This window comes from Serpens gallinarum, assembly GCF_014836765.1.
Taxonomy (GTDB): Bacteria; Pseudomonadota; Gammaproteobacteria; order Pseudomonadales; family Pseudomonadaceae; genus Serpens; species Serpens gallinarum.
Map to the genome: position 1 here is coordinate 261,876 of NZ_JACSQG010000002.1, position 15,187 is coordinate 277,062.

16 protein-coding genes and 1 other RNA gene are annotated in these 15,187 nt (G+C 60.6%); 8 read left to right on the plus strand and 9 right to left on the minus strand.

The features are described from left to right. Positions 1 to 6 precede the first annotated feature (6 nt). The 3 genes from ubiH to H9642_RS06465 are packed head-to-tail and all read right to left on the minus strand — an operon-like array spanning position 7 to position 3,096. Positions 7 to 1,191 carry a 2-octaprenyl-6-methoxyphenyl hydroxylase gene (gene ubiH / locus H9642_RS06455; protein ID WP_251835602.1) on the minus strand — a complete coding sequence of 395 codons (1,185 nt, stop codon included), beginning with the start codon at positions 1,189 to 1,191 and terminating at the stop codon, positions 7 to 9. After that, positions 1,191 to 2,525, minus strand: coding sequence for a Xaa-Pro aminopeptidase (gene pepP / locus H9642_RS06460; RefSeq protein ID WP_251835603.1), 1,335 nt, complete (start codon positions 2,523 to 2,525; stop codon positions 1,191 to 1,193). Before pepP ends, ubiH begins: the two co-directional genes overlap by 1 nt. 13 nt (positions 2,526 to 2,538) lie before the next feature. Continuing rightward, complete coding sequence (locus H9642_RS06465) at positions 2,539 to 3,096, minus strand: YecA/YgfB family protein (RefSeq protein ID WP_251835604.1); 558 nt, start codon at positions 3,094 to 3,096, stop codon at positions 2,539 to 2,541. Positions 3,097 to 3,269: 173 nt separating this feature from the next. Between H9642_RS06465 and H9642_RS06470 the strand changes: the two genes are divergently transcribed. From H9642_RS06470 to H9642_RS06485, 4 genes are all read left to right on the plus strand, one after another. Continuing rightward, positions 3,270 to 3,479: a TIGR02449 family protein gene (locus tag H9642_RS06470; RefSeq protein WP_251835605.1), complete on the plus strand. Its 210-nt coding sequence runs from the start codon at positions 3,270 to 3,272 to the stop codon at positions 3,477 to 3,479. Beyond that, a complete protein-coding gene (locus H9642_RS06475; RefSeq protein WP_251835606.1) occupies positions 3,476 to 3,778 on the plus strand; it encodes a cell division protein ZapA in 303 nt (100 codons plus the stop codon). Before H9642_RS06470 ends, H9642_RS06475 begins: the two co-directional genes overlap by 4 nt. 41 nt (positions 3,779 to 3,819) lie before the next feature. Beyond that, positions 3,820 to 3,998: non-coding RNA, 6S RNA (ssrS, locus tag H9642_RS06480), on the plus strand. Positions 3,999 to 4,064: 66 nt separating this feature from the next. Next, positions 4,065 to 4,733, plus strand: a complete 669-nt coding sequence (locus H9642_RS06485; RefSeq protein WP_251835607.1) for a 5-formyltetrahydrofolate cyclo-ligase — start codon at positions 4,065 to 4,067, stop codon at positions 4,731 to 4,733. On the opposite strand, the gene H9642_RS18325 is transcribed toward H9642_RS06485, so the two are convergent. After that, the gene (locus H9642_RS18325; RefSeq protein ID WP_273538340.1) at positions 4,719 to 4,847 is read right to left on the minus strand and encodes a hypothetical protein; all 129 of its coding nucleotides are present in this window, start codon (positions 4,845 to 4,847) and stop codon (positions 4,719 to 4,721) included. The genes H9642_RS06485 and H9642_RS18325 overlap by 15 nt on opposite strands. Positions 4,848 to 5,026: 179 nt before the next feature. On the opposite strand from H9642_RS18325, the gene H9642_RS06490 reads away from it, so the two are divergent. Next, positions 5,027 to 5,476, plus strand: a complete 450-nt coding sequence (locus tag H9642_RS06490) for an EVE domain-containing protein (RefSeq protein WP_251835608.1) — start codon at positions 5,027 to 5,029, stop codon at positions 5,474 to 5,476. 51 nt (positions 5,477 to 5,527) lie between these two features. Then, positions 5,528 to 7,405, plus strand: coding sequence for a diguanylate cyclase domain-containing protein (locus H9642_RS06495; protein WP_251835609.1), 1,878 nt, complete (start codon positions 5,528 to 5,530; stop codon positions 7,403 to 7,405). Positions 7,406 to 7,417: 12 nt separating this feature from the next. Here H9642_RS06495 and H9642_RS06500 read toward each other — a convergent pair whose 3' ends face one another. Then, positions 7,418 to 7,819 carry a flagellar basal body-associated FliL family protein gene (locus H9642_RS06500; protein WP_251835610.1) on the minus strand — a complete coding sequence of 134 codons (402 nt, stop codon included), beginning with the start codon at positions 7,817 to 7,819 and terminating at the stop codon, positions 7,418 to 7,420. Between the two features lie 160 nt (positions 7,820 to 7,979). Here H9642_RS06500 and H9642_RS06505 point away from each other — a divergent pair, with 160 nt between their 5' ends. After that, positions 7,980 to 8,957, plus strand: coding sequence for an NADPH:quinone oxidoreductase family protein (locus H9642_RS06505; protein ID WP_251835611.1), 978 nt, complete (start codon positions 7,980 to 7,982; stop codon positions 8,955 to 8,957). 12 nt (positions 8,958 to 8,969) lie between these two features. Here the strand turns inward: H9642_RS06505 and H9642_RS06510 are convergent, their stop codons facing one another. The 4 genes from H9642_RS06510 to trxA all read right to left on the minus strand — a co-directional run bounded on the left by H9642_RS06510 (position 8,970) and on the right by trxA (position 13,415). Further along, entirely contained in the window at positions 8,970 to 9,938 is a 969-nt protein-coding gene (locus H9642_RS06510; RefSeq protein WP_251835612.1) for a CDP-6-deoxy-delta-3,4-glucoseen reductase, read from the minus strand. 83 nt (positions 9,939 to 10,021) lie between these two features. After that, positions 10,022 to 11,488 (minus strand): 4-hydroxy-3-polyprenylbenzoate decarboxylase, encoded by a 1,467-nt coding sequence (gene ubiD / locus H9642_RS06515; RefSeq protein WP_251835613.1) that lies wholly within the window; start codon positions 11,486 to 11,488, stop codon positions 10,022 to 10,024. 97 nt (positions 11,489 to 11,585) lie between these two features. Then, positions 11,586 to 12,845, minus strand: a complete 1,260-nt coding sequence (gene rho, locus H9642_RS06520; RefSeq protein ID WP_251835614.1) for a transcription termination factor Rho — start codon at positions 12,843 to 12,845, stop codon at positions 11,586 to 11,588. A 243-nt stretch (positions 12,846 to 13,088) separates the two neighbouring features. Continuing rightward, positions 13,089 to 13,415, minus strand: a complete 327-nt coding sequence (trxA, locus tag H9642_RS06525) for a thioredoxin TrxA (protein WP_251835615.1) — start codon at positions 13,413 to 13,415, stop codon at positions 13,089 to 13,091. 269 nt (positions 13,416 to 13,684) lie between these two features. Here trxA and ppx point away from each other — a divergent pair, with 269 nt between their 5' ends. After that, positions 13,685 to 15,187, plus strand: coding sequence for an exopolyphosphatase (gene ppx / locus H9642_RS06530; RefSeq protein ID WP_251835616.1), 1,503 nt, complete (start codon positions 13,685 to 13,687; stop codon positions 15,185 to 15,187).

A 15,187-nucleotide genomic window follows, 5' to 3' on the forward strand; every position in this document is an offset into this window, starting at 1 on the left:
CCGAAATCACAGCGAGCGGGTACCCAAGCCCATGGCCTGGCGGGCAAACCAACTCTTGACCGGCGGCAGCAGGTCGAGTCCCAGCAGGCCGAGGTGCCGGGTGTGGCCGAGCAGAGTGGAATTCTTGACGAACAGGCGAGTCAACTTGTCGGAAAAGCCAATGGTCATGTCCTGGTCTGGGCGCTGGCGTTCGCGGTAGGTTTGCAGCGTGGCCAGGTCGCCCAGCGGAGCGTCGCTTTCCTGCAAGCATTCAGCCAGGGCCAGGGCATCGCGCAGCGACAGGTTGAAACCCTGGCCGGCAATCGGATGCAGGCTGTGCACGGCATTGCCGAGCACAGCAAGGTTGGCGCGCACCTGCTCCTGGGCCTCGATCAGCGCCAGCGGGTACAGATGCCGTGCGCCAACCTGACGCAACGCCCCCAGGCGATAACCGAAGGCATCCTGCAACTCGGCGAGAAAGTGCCCATCCGGCAGGCTTTGCAGACGTTCGGCGTGCTCACCGGTACGCGTCCAGATCAGCGCGCAACGGTTTTCGGACATCGGCAACAGGGCCATGGGGCCTTGCGCGGTAAAGCGCTCAAAGGCTTCGCCGCCATGGGGCAGGCTCGGGGTGATGTTGGTGATCAGCGCGCTCTGCCCGTACGGGCGGCGGTTGACCTGGATGCCCAGGCGCTCACGCAATCCGGAGCGGCCGCCATCGGCGAGCACCGCCAGGTCGCAGTCCAAAGTGGTGTCGTCATCAAGAATGAGCCGATAGCCGTCGGTCAGCGGCTGCAGGTCGCGCACCTCCGCGGGGCAACGCCATTTCACGACGTCATGGTCCAGCGCCTGCCACAGGCATTGGCCGAGCCAGGCGTTCTCCACGACATAACCCAATGCCGGCACGCCCTCATCGCGGGCATGCATGCGCGTAGCGCCAAAGCGGCCTTGTTCGGAGACGTGGATATGCAGAATCGGCTCGGCCCGCGGAGCAATGCTCGCCCAGACGCCGAGCCGCTCATAGATCAGCCGGCTGCCATACGCCAGCGCCGAGCTGCGGGCGTCATAACTGGGCTGGTAGGGGTTGCCGGGGGCGAAGGGCTCGATCAGTACGATGTCCCAGCCGCGCGCCCTGGCGCGGTCTTGCAAGGCCAGCGCCAGGCTGGCGCCCACCAGGCCGCCGCCGATGATCGCCAGCTGCGTGCGGGCCATCACGCCACCTGCGCGCGCGCGGCGGCCATCAGGGCTTCGACCTCGGCCACGCTTTTCGGCACGCCGCCGGTGAGGATCTCGCAGCCGGTCTCGGTTACCACCACATCATCCTCGATGCGCACGCCGATACCGCGCCATTTGGCCTCGACGTTCTGGTTGTCCACCGCGATATAAATGCCCGGCTCGACGGTCATGCACATGCCGGGCTCTAGTTCGCGCCACCGGCCATCGACCTTGTAGTCGCCGACGTCGTGCACATCCAGGCCCAGCCAGTGGCCGGCGCGGTGCATGTAGAACGGTTTGTATGCCTCGCTGGCTATCAGCTCGTCGACCTCGCCCTGCAGCAGGCCGAGCCTCACCAGGCCGGCGGTGATAACGCGTACGGTTGCTTCGTGGGCATCGTTCCAGCGCTTGCCGGGACCGATGTGGTTGAAGGCTTCAACGTTGGCTTCCAGCACCAGCTCGTAGATGGCTTTCTGTTCCGGCGAAAAGCTGCCGCTGACCGGGAAGGTGCGGGTGATGTCGCTGGCGTAGCAGTCGATTTCGCAGCCGGCGTCGATCAGCACCAGGTCGCCATCTTTGAGGGGTGCGTCGTTCTCGCGGTAGTGCAGGATGCAGGCGTTGCGGCCGGCGGCGACGATGCTGCCGTAGGCCGGCAGACGCGCGCCGCCACGGCGAAATTCGTAGTCCAGTTCGGCTTCCAGGTGGTACTCGCACAACCCGTCGCGGCTGGCCTGCATGGCGCGCACGTGGGCACGGGCGGAAATCGCCGCGGCGGTCTGCATGACCGCAATCTCGTTGACCGACTTGCGCAGGCGCAGGTCATGCAACAGGTGATCGATGGCGACGAACTCGCTGGGCGGCTGGGCACCCTGGCGGGCTTTGGCGCGGATGATGTTGATCCATTCCATCAGCCGGTGGTCGAACTCGGCGTCGCGCCCGATGGCGTAGTAGACCCGTTCGCGGCCCTCGATCAGGCCGGGCAGGATGTCGTCAATATCACTGATGGGAAAGGCATCGTCGGCATGATAGTCGCGCACCGCACCTTCCTGCCCGGCGCGCAGACCGTCCCACAGCTCGCGTTCCGGATCGCGCTCGCGGCAAAACAGCACGTATTCGCCGTGTTCGCGGCGGGGAATCAGCACGATTACCGCTTCGGGCTCAGGGAAGCCGGACAGGTACTGGAAATCGCTGTCCTGGCGATAGGTGTGTTCCACATCGCTGTTGCGCATCTGCGCCGGTGCGGCGGGCAGGATAGCGATGCTGTTGGGGTCCATCAGCGCCATCAGCGCCTGGCGCCGCTGGGCAAATTCCGATTGCGGGATGCGATTCATGGCGGCGTTCCGGTCAGTGCAAAGAAGGCTTCGGGGAGGGGGCGACGGGAGCCTTGGCGCATTCGCCGTACAGCAGCAAGGGCGCCACGCGCAGGTACTCCATGACTTCCATGTAGTCGCTTTCGCCGTCTTCGGAATCCTCAAGCGCGCTTTGCACCTGGGCAATGGCAGCCAAGTCCTGCAGCACCTCGGTGGCTTCGGTGGACAGCGCGCTGTCGCGCACGGTCAGGCCGAAGCCGGAGAGAAAGCCCTGGCACCACTGCCCGAGAGCCAAGGCGCGCTCTTCCAGAGGCGCCTCGTCGCCAGGCAGCAACAGCACCACGGTGAAGTCGCCACTGGATAGCTCGGCCTTGACCATCTCCTGCAGGCCGATCAGCGCCTGGCGCACGTTGTCCTGCGGAACATCGCCCAGCACTTCCTGGGCATCGGCCAGCCAGGGCTCCGGATCGAAGCCGGCACCGGCGCAGCTGCGGCCAAGTAGCACGCCGTGCAGCTCAGCGGGGGAGACAGGATGCCCGGCGTTGGCCAGCAAGGCAGCGAAAGCGTAATACGGAGAATTGGAACTGGGCATGGTCTGCTAGGCGCAAGGCAGCGCAATCACTAGAATGAAGGACTCGTATCCTAGCAGCCTGACGGGGGCAGACCAATAACGCGACCGTCATCACTGATTCGGAGCCAAGCAGGTTTGACCCTTAGTAGGGACAATCCCTTATAGTCCAGAACCCAGGTTTTTCTCGAGAGCCCATGGAAAACGCCGAATTACACGCGCTGGCGGCCAAGCTGGAAGTGTTGCTGCGACAGCATGAGCAGCTCAAGGCGCACAACCGCCAGTTGCGGGCGAGTGAAAAGGCCTGGCGCGAAGAGCGTGCCCAGTTGGTCGAGAAGAACGAAATGGCCCGGGTAAAGGTCGAAGCGATGATTTCACGCCTCAAAGCCCTGGAGCAGGACTCATGACTCAGTCAACCACCGTCACCGTGATGATTCTCGACAAGGAGTACTGCATTGCCTGTCCCGCGGAAGCACGCAGCAACCTGGAAAACTCCGCGCGTTACCTGGACAGCAAAATGCGCGAGATCCGCGCCACCGGCAAGGTGATCGGATCTGAGCGGGTCGCCGTGATGGCCGCGCTGAACATTACCCATGAGCTGCTGCAGAAACAGCAATTCTTCGATCAGCAAACCGGCGCCAGTCGCGAACAGATACGCGACATGCTGGAGCGGGTCGATCAGGCGCTGGGCAGCAACCCGGACTAGTGACAGTCGCCAACAGAATTGATTGGGGTATACTGCCTCCCAGCTCCCTGGGGTGTTTGCCGGTAGGCCATGTCCCTCTCCCGATAAGCAAAACCTTGGAGGCTGTACGTGTGGCCCGTGTGCATGTCCGCTCGACGGAAAGCCTTAAGGTCGCCTGCAGTCGCCACCTTGAACTCTCGGGTTCAAGGGCCAAAGCCGAAAGCGGCACTTTGGGGAGTTCCACTTCTAACCGCCAGCCGAGTTACCCGCACTGGCGTTTTATCGTTCTGCCTATGGCCGGTTCGCGATGATTCATGGCGACGACCTGTCCCGCCCCCAGCTGCGCCGCCTGCTACGCCAGTGCCGCCGGCAATTGAGTCCCGTAGAACAGCGACGCGCGGCTCGTGACCTGTACTGCCAGCTTGCCCAGCATCCGATGTTCCGCCGTGCCCGACACATCGCGCTGTATTTACCCAATGATGGGGAAATAGACCCGCGCGCCCTCATGGTCGAAGCTCAGCGGCGAGGCAAAAGCATCTACTTGCCGGTGCTCAACAGCTGGCCACGCACCCAGATGGCGTTTCAGCGGATTGATCCTGGCGAGCCGTTGCGCCGCAATCGCTTTGGCATACCCGAGCCTCGGGTCAATCGTGCCCGACAGCGCAAGGCCTGGGCATTGGACCTGATTCTCATGCCGTTGGTCGGTTTTGATGCGTATGGCGGTCGCCTGGGTATGGGCGGCGGTTTTTACGACCGTGGCCTGGCGTTTCGCAACTTGCGCAAAAAATGGCACAAGCCGACATTGTTGGGCTTGGCTCATGAGTGTCAGAAGGTTGACCGGCTGACATTGGCCCGTTGGGATATCCCCATGCGGGCCACCGTGACTGATCGGGGCTGGTACGGCGTCAGAAACGCTCAACAGACCGTTGAAACACAGTCTGTTGAGAGCGCTATGGCGGCATCAGCGGCCGGTTAAAGCTGCAGAGTTGTCGTTTTGACGGTCCCAAAGGCCTTGTGTATAGCCCGTGGTGACCATGCCCAGGCTGAACAAAATCACCAGTACTAATAAAATATCCGGCTTGCGTTTCATCGTTTGTCTTTCCCCAAATAGACAACTACATGAAAACCCTGGCGTTTCTTATGTCTCGCATCTGCAAGCCATTCAAAAAAACGAGCGATGGTCTGCCGTAACTGAACGAGTGTTGCGACGCGACGCCTAGGGCTCCTAAATGTCCGGGAACATCGGACCCACGACTAAAGGCAAAGTTCATGCCGTATTGGTTAATGAAGTCGGAACCCGACGAGCTGTCAATAGAGTCGCTACAGCATCTGGGCCAAGCGCGCTGGGATGGAGTCCGCAATTATCAAGCGCGAAACTATCTGCGGGCCATGCAGCCGGGAGATTTGTTCTTTTTCTATCATTCCAGCTGCCCCAAACCGGGTATTGCCGGCGTGGGCAAAATTCTCACTTCCAGTTATCCCGACCCAACCGCTCTCGATCCGGATAGCCACTATTTTGACATCATGTCGACGCCCGACAAGAATCGTTGGAGTGCCGTGGACGTCGGTTTCGTCGATGTCTTTGCTGCTGTGATTCCCTTGTCGCAACTCAAGGCCCTCCCCCAGCTCGCTGAACTTGCCCTTGTAAAAAAGGGCAGCCGGTTGTCGGTGATGCCGGTATCGCCCGTCGCGTGGCAAAGTATTCTTTCCTTGGTGTGAGGCACTCTGAAGAGGCTGTGCTACATATTCAGCACACAAGGGAGTGTGTCCATGATCCGAGCCCCGGTATCTTTACTCAATCTGCTGCTCGGCGGTTTGCTCGTGGCACTGTTCGTATTGAGCGGGTTGTTCTGGCAAAAACTTGAAACCGACCAGCGCAATTTTGTCGGCGAGCGTGTCGCTGTACAGGCCCGAACACTGGCCCGCCAGCTCGAAAACCGGCTGGCTGACCAGGAGCTTGACTTGCGCCGTCTGGCCGAGCGTTGGCTGCATGAGGGAGGGTTGTCGCGCGCGGACTGGGAGCGCGAAGCCGAATTTCTGTTACGCAGCTTTCCCGGCTATCAATCCATCCAATGGCTAGGTGCGGATTTACGTATGCGCTGGCTTTTGCCGAGCGAGGGCAATCAGGCGGCGCAAGATTTTCAACTGACTCCTGAACACCCCAACTATAAAGTGGCGGAGCGCGCTCGCGTCAGTGCGCGTAGCCAACTGAGTGGCAGTTTCGAGCTGCTGCAAGGTGGACGTGGATTAATCCTCTATGTCCCGCTGTATGTACCCGACGCCCAGTCGGAGCGGCGTTTCGATGGATACCTGCAAGCCATCTTTCGCGTTACACCGCTGCTCGACGAATTGCTTTCCTCGATTGCCGACCAGCGCTTCGGCATAGAGTTGCTGGAGGATGGTCTTCGGCGCTATCCCGATGAGGTTTCGCCCACCAGTCCGGATGATCTGCAGCGTGTCGTGCCGCTGGACCTGATCGACAACACGACTTTCAGCCTGCGCCTGAGTCCGACTTCAACGTTGAAGGCTCGCATCAATCGGCCCTGGACACGTGCCGTGCTGGTGGCCAGCCTGGGGCTTAGCCTGTTGTTGGTCGCTGCGCTGTACCTGGCCTTTGAAAACTCGCGACGTGCTCGCGCATTGCTGGCTGCCAACCTGCGCTTGCAGAGCGAAATGGCGCGACGCGAACAGGTCGAGCAAGCGCTGCGCGACAGCCGTGAGCAGCAACAGTTGATCCTCGATCTGACCGATTTTTGTCGCGACGGCCTGTTTATCGTCGATTCGCACAGCCGAAAGATGCTGTACATGAACCGTGCAATCCATCTGGGTCTTGGATATGACCGGCGAACCTTCATCGAGCTGTTTGAGCAGGCTCCGCAAAAGTTGATACCCGGTTACGAACAATGGCTGGAGGAAGTTCGCCAGTTGCATCGCGCTGGCTTGCCGCGCTTCTTGCAGCGAGAATTGCTGCGCCGCGATGGCAGCCTGCAGCCGGCGGAGATCAGTGCCCAGTTGGTGAGTCGCAATGGGCGTGAATATCTGATTGGCGTGGCCCGTGATAACAGCGAGCGCTTACAGCTTGAGGCGCGTCTACAACGATTGTCGCAACAGGATGGCCTGACCGGACTGCACAACCGCAGGCATTTCGACCAGCAACTTCAGGCGGAATGGCGCCGCCTGCGCCGGATTGGTGCGCCGCTGTCTTTGCTGATGCTGGATATCGATCACTTCAAATCCTACAACGACACCTTGGGCCATCTGGCCGGGGACGATGCGCTACGCAAGGTAGCCCAGTTGCTGGTGGAGTGCTTGCAGCGTGAAGGCGATATCGCCTGTCGCTACGGTGGCGAAGAGTTCGCCATCATCCTGACCAATACCCGACTCAAGGGCGCCGAGCACTTGGCCGCGCGTGTGCATCAGCGCCTGGCCGAGCTGGCAATTCCCCACCCCGGCAGCCCATTGAGGCGCTTGACCCTCAGTATCGGCGTAGCCACCTCCGACCTTAATCTCCAGGAGCATCCCCAGACCCTGATAGCCCACAGTGACCAGGCCTTGTACCGGGCCAAGCGCAATGGGCGTAACCAAACCTGCGTCTGGGCGGGATTTGGTGTCAATCAGGATGCGGCGCCATCCTTGCCTGAGCAATAAACCAGGCGCAGTTCAGGGTTGAGCAATCAGATTGTTGAACAGCAAGTCTTCCACCAAGGGACGGCCTTCCTCTTCCTCAATGACCTTGCGCACGCGCTCCAGCGCTTGCTGTCGCAGGGCTTCCTTGTCTTCTACGGTGGTCATGCTGTCATTGCCCAGCTCGGCAAACATCATGATCAATTCGTTGCGAATCAATGGCTGATGGTGTTCCAGACGCTCCAGATTTTGGGTTCCGATGACGCGCAGGGCAACGTCCGCCTTGAAGAATTTGGGCCGGGCGCCTTCGCCATAATTACCCACCAGTGCGGGGCGCAGTTCCAGATAACCGACCTTGGTCGGATCATTTTCCCTGGCGGCCTGGGCGATGCCCAGTGGCAGGCCAAGCAGCAACAACAATGCAATGCAACGCTTCACGATCTGACTCCTGCTGAGAATGCGGCCTAGCATAGCTATTACTTCGCCATCCCCCAACACCAACCATCCGGTTATGACCCGTTATCACCGGCTGGGATACGGATTGACCGACGGTTGCGCCCTTCTACACTGGCAGTTCTTCTTGCTAAGGACGTGCTCCATGAAAGCTCTGCTGTGCAATGCCTACGGCCCTGCTTCCAGCCTGGTGCTGGCAGACATCATGGCCCCTGAGATCAAGCCGGGCGAGGTTCTGCTCAACGTGCATGCTGCCGGGGTCAATTTTCCCGACAGTCTAATCATCGAGGGCAAATACCAGTTCCAGCCGCCGCTACCTTTTGCTCCCGGTGGGGAGGTTGCCGGCATTGTTGCCGCGGTGGGCGAGCAAGTTCGCAACTTCAAGCCCGGCGACCGCGCCATGGCCCTGACCGGCTGGGGCGGCTTTGCCGAACAGGTAGCGGTTTCGGCCCAGCAGGTAATACCGATGCCCGCAGGCATGGATTTCAATACGGCGGCAGGGTTTGGAATGGCCTATGGCACCGCAATGCATGCGCTTAAACAGCGCGCCAACCTGCAGCCGGGGGAAACCCTGCTCGTGCTGGGCGCGGCAGGCGGTACCGGGCTGGCCGCCGTGGAAATCGGCAAGGCGATGGGCGCGCGGGTGATCGCCGCGGCGAGCAGCGAGGAAAAGCTGGAGGTGGCCAAGGTTGCCGGCGCTGATGCTCTAATCAATTATTCCAAGGGCAACCTCAGGGACACCCTCAAGGCGCAGACCAACGGTCAGGGTGTCGATGTTGTTTTCGATCCGGTTGGCGGCGAGCTGTTCGAGCAGGCCCTGCGCGCCATGGCCTGGAACGGTCGGTTGCTGGTGGTCGGCTTCGCCAGCGGGCAGATACCTCAGGTGCCGGCCAACTTGGCGTTGCTAAAGGGCGCCGCGATCATCGGCGTGTTCTGGGGCAGCTTTGCCCAGCGCCAGGCGCAAGACAATGCCGTCAACTTTCAGCAACTGTTCGCCTGGCATGCCCAGGGCAAGCTGCAACCACGCGTATCGCAGATCTTCCCGTTGGCCCAGGGCGGGCTGGCAATCGATACCCTGGCGCGGCGCAAGGCGCTGGGCAAGGTGGTAGTCAAGGTTCGTTAAGGCGTTCCGCCTTCACTCTCGAGGCGCGTAGGCGAACACATCGGCGCGCATTTGATGGGCGTCCAGACCGGCCTCGAGCAGTGCATCCAGGGTGCCATAGACCATTGCTGGCGAGCCGCTGGCAAAGACATGCAGCGAGCTGAGCTCGGCAAAATCTTCTCGAATCGCCTCGTAGAGCATGCCGCACCGGCCATCCCAGCCGCAGACCTCGCTGACCACTTGATGCAGGAACAGGTTGGGCAGCTGTCGCCATTCCTGCCAGTGAGGCAAGTCGTAGAAATCTTCGGGGGTGCGTGCGCCCCAGTACAGATGCACCGGGTGGGCAAAGCCACTGAAGCGGCAATGCTCGATGAGGCTGTGCATCTGTGCCATGCCGGTTCCGGCGGCGATCAGCACCAGCGGCCCGTCCGGCAATTCGGCCAGATGGGTATCACCGAATGGCAGCTGCATACGAGCGAACCCTTGGCGATTGATGAATTCCAGCAGCTCTCGTGGCTGCGCTTCACGGGCGAGGATATGCAGCTCCAGCTCACGCCCCATCGCCGGCGCCGAGGCCAGCGAGAAGGCCGACCATTCGCCATCCTCCCGCTGCAGCAGCGCATATTGACCGGCATGGTAGCGTGGCGGATTGCCGGCCGGTGCACGCAGGCGCAGACGATATACATCGCCACCGACCGCCTCGCATGCGATGAGCTGACAGCTAAGCTGGCGCACGGGCAGTTCGCCGGGCATCAGTACGCTCTCCCAATGCAGTTGACACGCCTCAAGCGGTTCGGCCAGGCAGGGGAACAGTTCGCCAGGGCCCTGTTCCATGCCCCGTTGGCGCACACGACCTTCCAGCAGCTGTGCCGTACAGATATGGCAATTGCCGTTGCGACAACTTTGGGGGCAGTCATAACCCAGGCGCCGTGCGGCGTCGAGAATGGTTTCTCCAGGGCGAACGTCAAGAACGGCGCCACTGGGCTGCAAGGTAACTTTCATGTGCACGTCTTTTAGTGGGCGGGCGTGAAAGGCCCGCCAAGGCCAGGTGGGCGGGGTCGATGCCCTGCCTCTTGTGTCATTTATCAGTCGATGCCCAGTTGCGACCAGAGTTCGTCGACGCGCTTGACCACCGCCTCATCCTTGACGATGACGCGGCCCCACTCGCGGCTGGTTTCACCTGGCCATTTGTGGGTGGCGTCCAGGCCCATTTTCGAACCCAGGCCAGACACTGGCGAGGCGAAATCCAGGTAGTCGATCGGCGTGTTGTCGATCAGTACCGTGTCGCGCTTGGGGTCCATGCGCGTGGTGATCGCCCAGATCACGTCGTTCCAGTCACGGGCATTGATGTCATCGTCGGTAACGATGACGAACTTGGTATACATGAACTGGCGCAGAAAGCTCCACACGCCAAGCATCACCCGTTTGGCATGGCCCGGGTACTGCTTTTTGATGGTCACCACCGCCATGCGATACGAGCAGCCTTCGGGCGGCAAGTAGAAGTCGATGATTTCCGGAAACTGCTTCTGCAGGATCGGCACGAACACTTCGTTGAGTGCCACGCCGAGCACCGCCGGCTCATCCGGCGGCCGGCCGGTGTAGGTGCTGTGGTAGATCGCATCGCGGCGTTTGGTAATGCGCTCGACGGTAAACACCGGAAAGCGGTCCACTTCGTTGTAGTAACCGGTGTGATCGCCATACGGGCCTTCATCGGCCATTTCGCCGGGATAAATATGCCCTTCGAGAATAATTTCCGCGCCCGCCGGGACCTGCAGTTCGCTGCCGATGCACTTGACCAATTCGGTGCGCGAGCCGCGCAGCAGGCCGGCAAAGGCATATTCGGACAGGGTATCGGGTACTGGCGTGACCGCGCCGAGAATGGTCGCCGGATCGGCTCCCAGCGCCACAGCCACAGGGTACGGGCGGTCCGGGTATTTTTCGCACCACTCGCGGTAATCCAGCGCACCGCCGCGATGGCTGAGCCAGCGCATGATCAGCTTGTTGCGACCAATGACCTGCTGGCGATAGATACCCAGATTCTGGCGTTCCTTGTTCGGCCCCTTGGTGACGGTAAGACCCCAGGTGATCAGCGGCGCCGCGTCGCCCGGCCAGCAATGCTGGATAGGCAGCGTGCCCAGATCCACATCATCGCCTTCAAGGATCACTTCCTGGCAGATGGCGTCCTTGCGCACCTTGGGCGCCATGCTGACGACTTTCTTGAGCAGCGGTAGCTTGCTCCAGGCATCTTTCAGGCCTTTGGGCGGATCCGGCTCCTTGAGGTAGGCGAGCAGTTTGCCGATCTCGCGCAGTTCGGAAATATCCTCAGCGCCCATGCCCAGTGCGACACGCTCGGGCGTGCCGAACAGGTTGCCGAGTACCGGCATGTCGAACCCTGTGGGGTTTTCAAACAGCAACGCCGGGCCCTTCTTGCGCAGGGTCCGGTCACAGATTTCGGTCATTTCCAGGATGGGTGAGACAGGCGTCTGAATGCGCTTCAGCTCGCCGCGCTGTTCAAGGGCGCGGATAAAATCGCGCAAGTCGGAGTATTTCATCAGGCTTCTCGATTGAAACGCGGAAGGCTGGAAGCTGGACGAAAAGCATAACGTCCCACCTCCAGCCTTCAGCCCCAGGCGGCTCGCCGCCTGTCGATCACTTACGCTTCATGGACATGAAGAATTCGTCGTTGGTCTTGGTGTCTTTGAGCTTGTCGAGCAGGAATTCGATGGCGGCGATTTCATCCATCGGGTGCAGCAGCTTGCGCAGAATCCACATGCGCTGCAGCTCGTCATCGGCGGTCAACAACTCTTCGCGGCGGGTGCCGGAACGGTTGATGTTGATGGCCGGGAACACGCGCTTCTCGGCGATGCGCCGTTCCAGCTGCAGTTCCAGGTTGCCGGTGCCCTTGAATTCCTCGTAGATCACCTCGTCCATCTTCGAGCCGGTTTCCACCAGCGCGGTGGCGATGATGGTCAGCGAACCGCCTTCCTCGATGTTGCGCGCAGCACCGAAAAAGCGCTTGGGCTTCTCCAGGGCGTGGGCATCGACACCACCGGTGAGCACTTTGCCGGAACTGGGGATCACGGTGTTGTAGGCGCGTGCCAGGCGCGTGATGGAGTCAAGCAGGATGACCACATCCTTCTTGTGCTCGACCAAACGCTTGGCCTTCTCGATGACCATTTCAGCGACCTGTACGTGGCGGGTCGGCGGCTCATCGAAGGTCGAGGCGACCACTTCGCCGCGCACGGTGCGCTGCATTTCGGTCACTTCTTCCGGGCGCTCGTCGATCAACAGGACGATCAGGTGGCACTCAGGGTTGTTACGGGTGATGTTCGCCGCGATGTTCTGCAGCATGATCGTTTTACCCGCTTTCGGCGGGGCGACGATCAAACCGCGCTGACCCTTGCCGATCGGGGCGGTCAAGTCGATAACGCGGCCGATCAGGTCTTCCGTGGAGCCGTTGCCCGCTTCCATCTTCAAACGCTGGGTGGGGAACAGCGGGGTCAGGTTCTCGAAGAGAATCTTGTTTTTGGCGTTTTCCGGTCGGTCGTAGTTGATCGAGTCAACCTTGAGCAGGGCGAAATAGCGCTCGCCTTCCTTGGGAGGACGGATCTTGCCAATGATGGTGTCGCCGGTCCGCAGATTGAAGCGGCGGATCTGGCTGGGGGAGACGTAAATGTCGTCAGGGCCGGCCAGGTAGGAGGCATCGGCGGAGCGCAGAAAGCCGAAGCCATCTTGCAGAATTTCGAGAACGCCGTCGCCAGAAATTTCCTCGCCGCTTTTCGCGTGTTTTTTCAGCAGGGAGAAAATCACGTCCTGCTTGCGCGAACGGGCCATGTTCTCGATGCCCATTTGTTCGGCCAGGTCGAGGAGTTCGGCAATCGGCTTTTGCTTGAGTTCGGTCAGATTCATAAGGAATGACGAATAGATATGCAATAGGAGTGGGCAAGCGTTGAGCTTGAAGGCCGCGCCGCGAAGAGGCGACTGGATCGCTGTACTGATACGAATGTAGGAGTGCGTCGGCGACGGCTTGCGGGGGGCTGCGAAAGAAGCAGCGAGGCCGAATCTACCACCGGGGGATTACCAGCGTCTAGCCCCGGATATGAAAAACCCCACCGACTGATGGGGTTTTTCAATAGAAAATCGATGCGCGGATCAGATATTCGCGTCGAGGAAGGCCGCCAGTTGCGATTTGGACAGGGCGCCGACCTTCGTGGCTTCGACATTACCGTTCTTGAACAGCATCAGGGTCGGGATGCCGCGCACGCCGTATTTGGGTGGGGTGGCCTGATTTTCGTCGATGTTCAGCTTGCAGACCTTCAGTTTGCCTTGGTAAGTCTGTGCAATCTCGTCCAACACCGGGGCGATCATTTTGCAGGGGCCGCACCATTCGGCCCAGTAGTCGACCAGCACCGGGCTTTCTGCCTGGAGCACGTCCTGATCGAAACTGGCGTCGCTGACGTTAGTGATGAACTCGCTCATGGAGATCTCCTGGTCGGAAGCAAAAAAAGTGGCGGTATCATATCCCGCAATGGTCGTAATCGGAAGGTGGCGCTGATTGCCACTGGCTATCGACCCTGGCTGTAAAGTCTATCGGAACTGCACGTTAGGCGCGGTGCATGTAGACAAGGTGCCAACCATTCGTCGCTGGTTTTTTGAAAAGACCTGCGACAAGCGTGACAGGGGTAAAACGTTGGCGCTCACCGACTATCGTGGCAGGATGTCGCGATTTTCCAAGAGACGCTTCGCTCATGCCAGCCATTCCTCCCGATCCCTTTCCGCTGATCGCTGCCATTGACCTGGGCTCCAACAGTTTTCACATGGTCTTGGCGCGGGTCGATCAGGGCGAGATTCGTATTCTCGAGCGCTTGGGCGAAAAGGTGCAGTTGGCTGCGGGGATTGATGAGCAGCGACTGTTGAGCGAAGAAGCGATGCAGCGTGGCCTGGATTGCCTGGGGCGCTTTGCCCAGCTGATCAATGGCCTGCCCCAGGGTGCAGTGCGCATTGTCGGCACCAATGCGCTGCGCATTGCTCGCAACCGCAAAGAGTTTATCCGGCGTGCCGAGGCGCTCCTAGGGCACCCCGTGGATGTCGTGGCTGGCCTCGAAGAGGCGCGCCTCATTTATCTTGGCGTTTCACACACCTTCCCGGATATGCCCGGCAAGCGTCTGGTCGTCGATATTGGCGGTGGCAGCACGGAATTCATCATCGGCCAACGTTTCGAGCCGTTGCTGCGCGAAAGTCTGCAGATGGGCTGTGTGAGCTTTACCCAGCGTTTCTTTGCCGATGGCAAGATCAGCGCCGCACGTTATGCCCAGGCCTATACCGCCGCACGTCTGGAATTGATGAGTCGGGAACAGGGCATGCGCCGACAGGGCTGGCAGGAGGCCATTGGGGCTTCGGGCACCATTCGTTCCGTGGGGCTGGCGATTCAAGCCGGTGGGCGGGGCAGTGGCGAGGTCAACGCCCAGGGGCTGGTCTGGCTGAAGCGCAAATTACTCAAGTGCAGCGATGTAGATAAAGTCGACTTTGAAGGTGTGAAGCCTGAGCGGCGGGGTATTTTCCCGGCTGGTCTGGCCATTCTTGAAGCGATTTTCGATGCGCTGGGGCTGGAAACCATGACGCATTCCGAAGGTGCCTTGCGCGAAGGCGTGCTCTACGACCTGATCGGTCGCCATCAGCATGAGGATGTACGCCAACGTACCTTGTCAGCGCTGATGGAGCGTTATCACGTCGACCTTGAGCAGGCTGCCCGGGTCGAGGCCAAGGCGCTGTCGGCACTCGATCAGGTGGCGGCTGCCTGGAATCTGCAGGAAGACTGGCATCGCGAGCTGCTCAGCTGGGCTGCGCGTGTTCACGAAGTGGGCCTGGATATCGCCCACTACCATTATCACAAGCATGGTGCTTACCTGATCGAACACTGCGATCTGGCGGGTTTTTCACGCCAGGATCAGCAGGTCCTCGCCTTGCTGGTGCGAGGCCATCGACGCAATATCCCGCTGGACAAGTTCAGGGATGCCGAGGCGGACACCGAAAGCCTGGTGCGCCTGTGCATCCTGCTGCGCTTCGCTATTCTGTTCCACCATATCCGCGGCACCCAGGAAATGCCCAAGGTGCGCCTCGAAGTCGGCGAGCGCAGTCTGGAGCTGATTTTCCCGGAAGGCTGGCTGGCCGCCAACCCGCTGACCCAGGCGGATTTCGCCCAGGAGGCCGAGTGGCTCCAGCGCATCGAGTATCGCCTGACTGCTCGCTGA

Excerpts from the sequence above, each read along its gene's own strand:
- H9642_RS06495 (WP_251835609.1), top strand. The coding sequence starts at position 5,528 with ATGATCCGAGCCCCGGTATCTTTACTCAATCTGCTGCTCGGCGGTTTG.
- H9642_RS06510 (WP_251835612.1), bottom strand. The coding sequence starts at position 9,938 with ATGAAAGTTACCTTGCAGCCCAGTGGCGCCGTTCTTGACGTTCGCCCT.
- pepP (WP_251835603.1), bottom strand. The coding sequence starts at position 2,525 with ATGAATCGCATCCCGCAATCGGAATTTGCCCAGCGGCGCCAGGCGCTG.
- ppx (WP_251835616.1), top strand. The coding sequence starts at position 13,685 with ATGCCAGCCATTCCTCCCGATCCCTTTCCGCTGATCGCTGCCATTGAC.
- rho (WP_251835614.1), bottom strand. The coding sequence starts at position 12,845 with ATGAATCTGACCGAACTCAAGCAAAAGCCGATTGCCGAACTCCTCGAC.
- trxA (WP_251835615.1), bottom strand. The coding sequence starts at position 13,415 with ATGAGCGAGTTCATCACTAACGTCAGCGACGCCAGTTTCGATCAGGAC.
- H9642_RS18325 (WP_273538340.1), bottom strand. The coding sequence starts at position 4,847 with ATGAAACGCAAGCCGGATATTTTATTAGTACTGGTGATTTTGTTCAGC.
- ubiH (WP_251835602.1), bottom strand. The coding sequence starts at position 1,191 with ATGGCCCGCACGCAGCTGGCGATCATCGGCGGCGGCCTGGTGGGCGCC.
- H9642_RS06485 (WP_251835607.1), top strand. The coding sequence starts at position 4,065 with ATGATTCATGGCGACGACCTGTCCCGCCCCCAGCTGCGCCGCCTGCTA.
- H9642_RS06465 (WP_251835604.1), bottom strand. The coding sequence starts at position 3,096 with ATGCCCAGTTCCAATTCTCCGTATTACGCTTTCGCTGCCTTGCTGGCC.
- H9642_RS06490 (WP_251835608.1), top strand. The coding sequence starts at position 5,027 with ATGCCGTATTGGTTAATGAAGTCGGAACCCGACGAGCTGTCAATAGAG.
- ubiD (WP_251835613.1), bottom strand. The coding sequence starts at position 11,488 with ATGAAATACTCCGACTTGCGCGATTTTATCCGCGCCCTTGAACAGCGC.
- H9642_RS06470 (WP_251835605.1), top strand. The coding sequence starts at position 3,270 with ATGGAAAACGCCGAATTACACGCGCTGGCGGCCAAGCTGGAAGTGTTG.
- H9642_RS06475 (WP_251835606.1), top strand. The coding sequence starts at position 3,476 with ATGACTCAGTCAACCACCGTCACCGTGATGATTCTCGACAAGGAGTAC.
- H9642_RS06505 (WP_251835611.1), top strand. The coding sequence starts at position 7,980 with ATGAAAGCTCTGCTGTGCAATGCCTACGGCCCTGCTTCCAGCCTGGTG.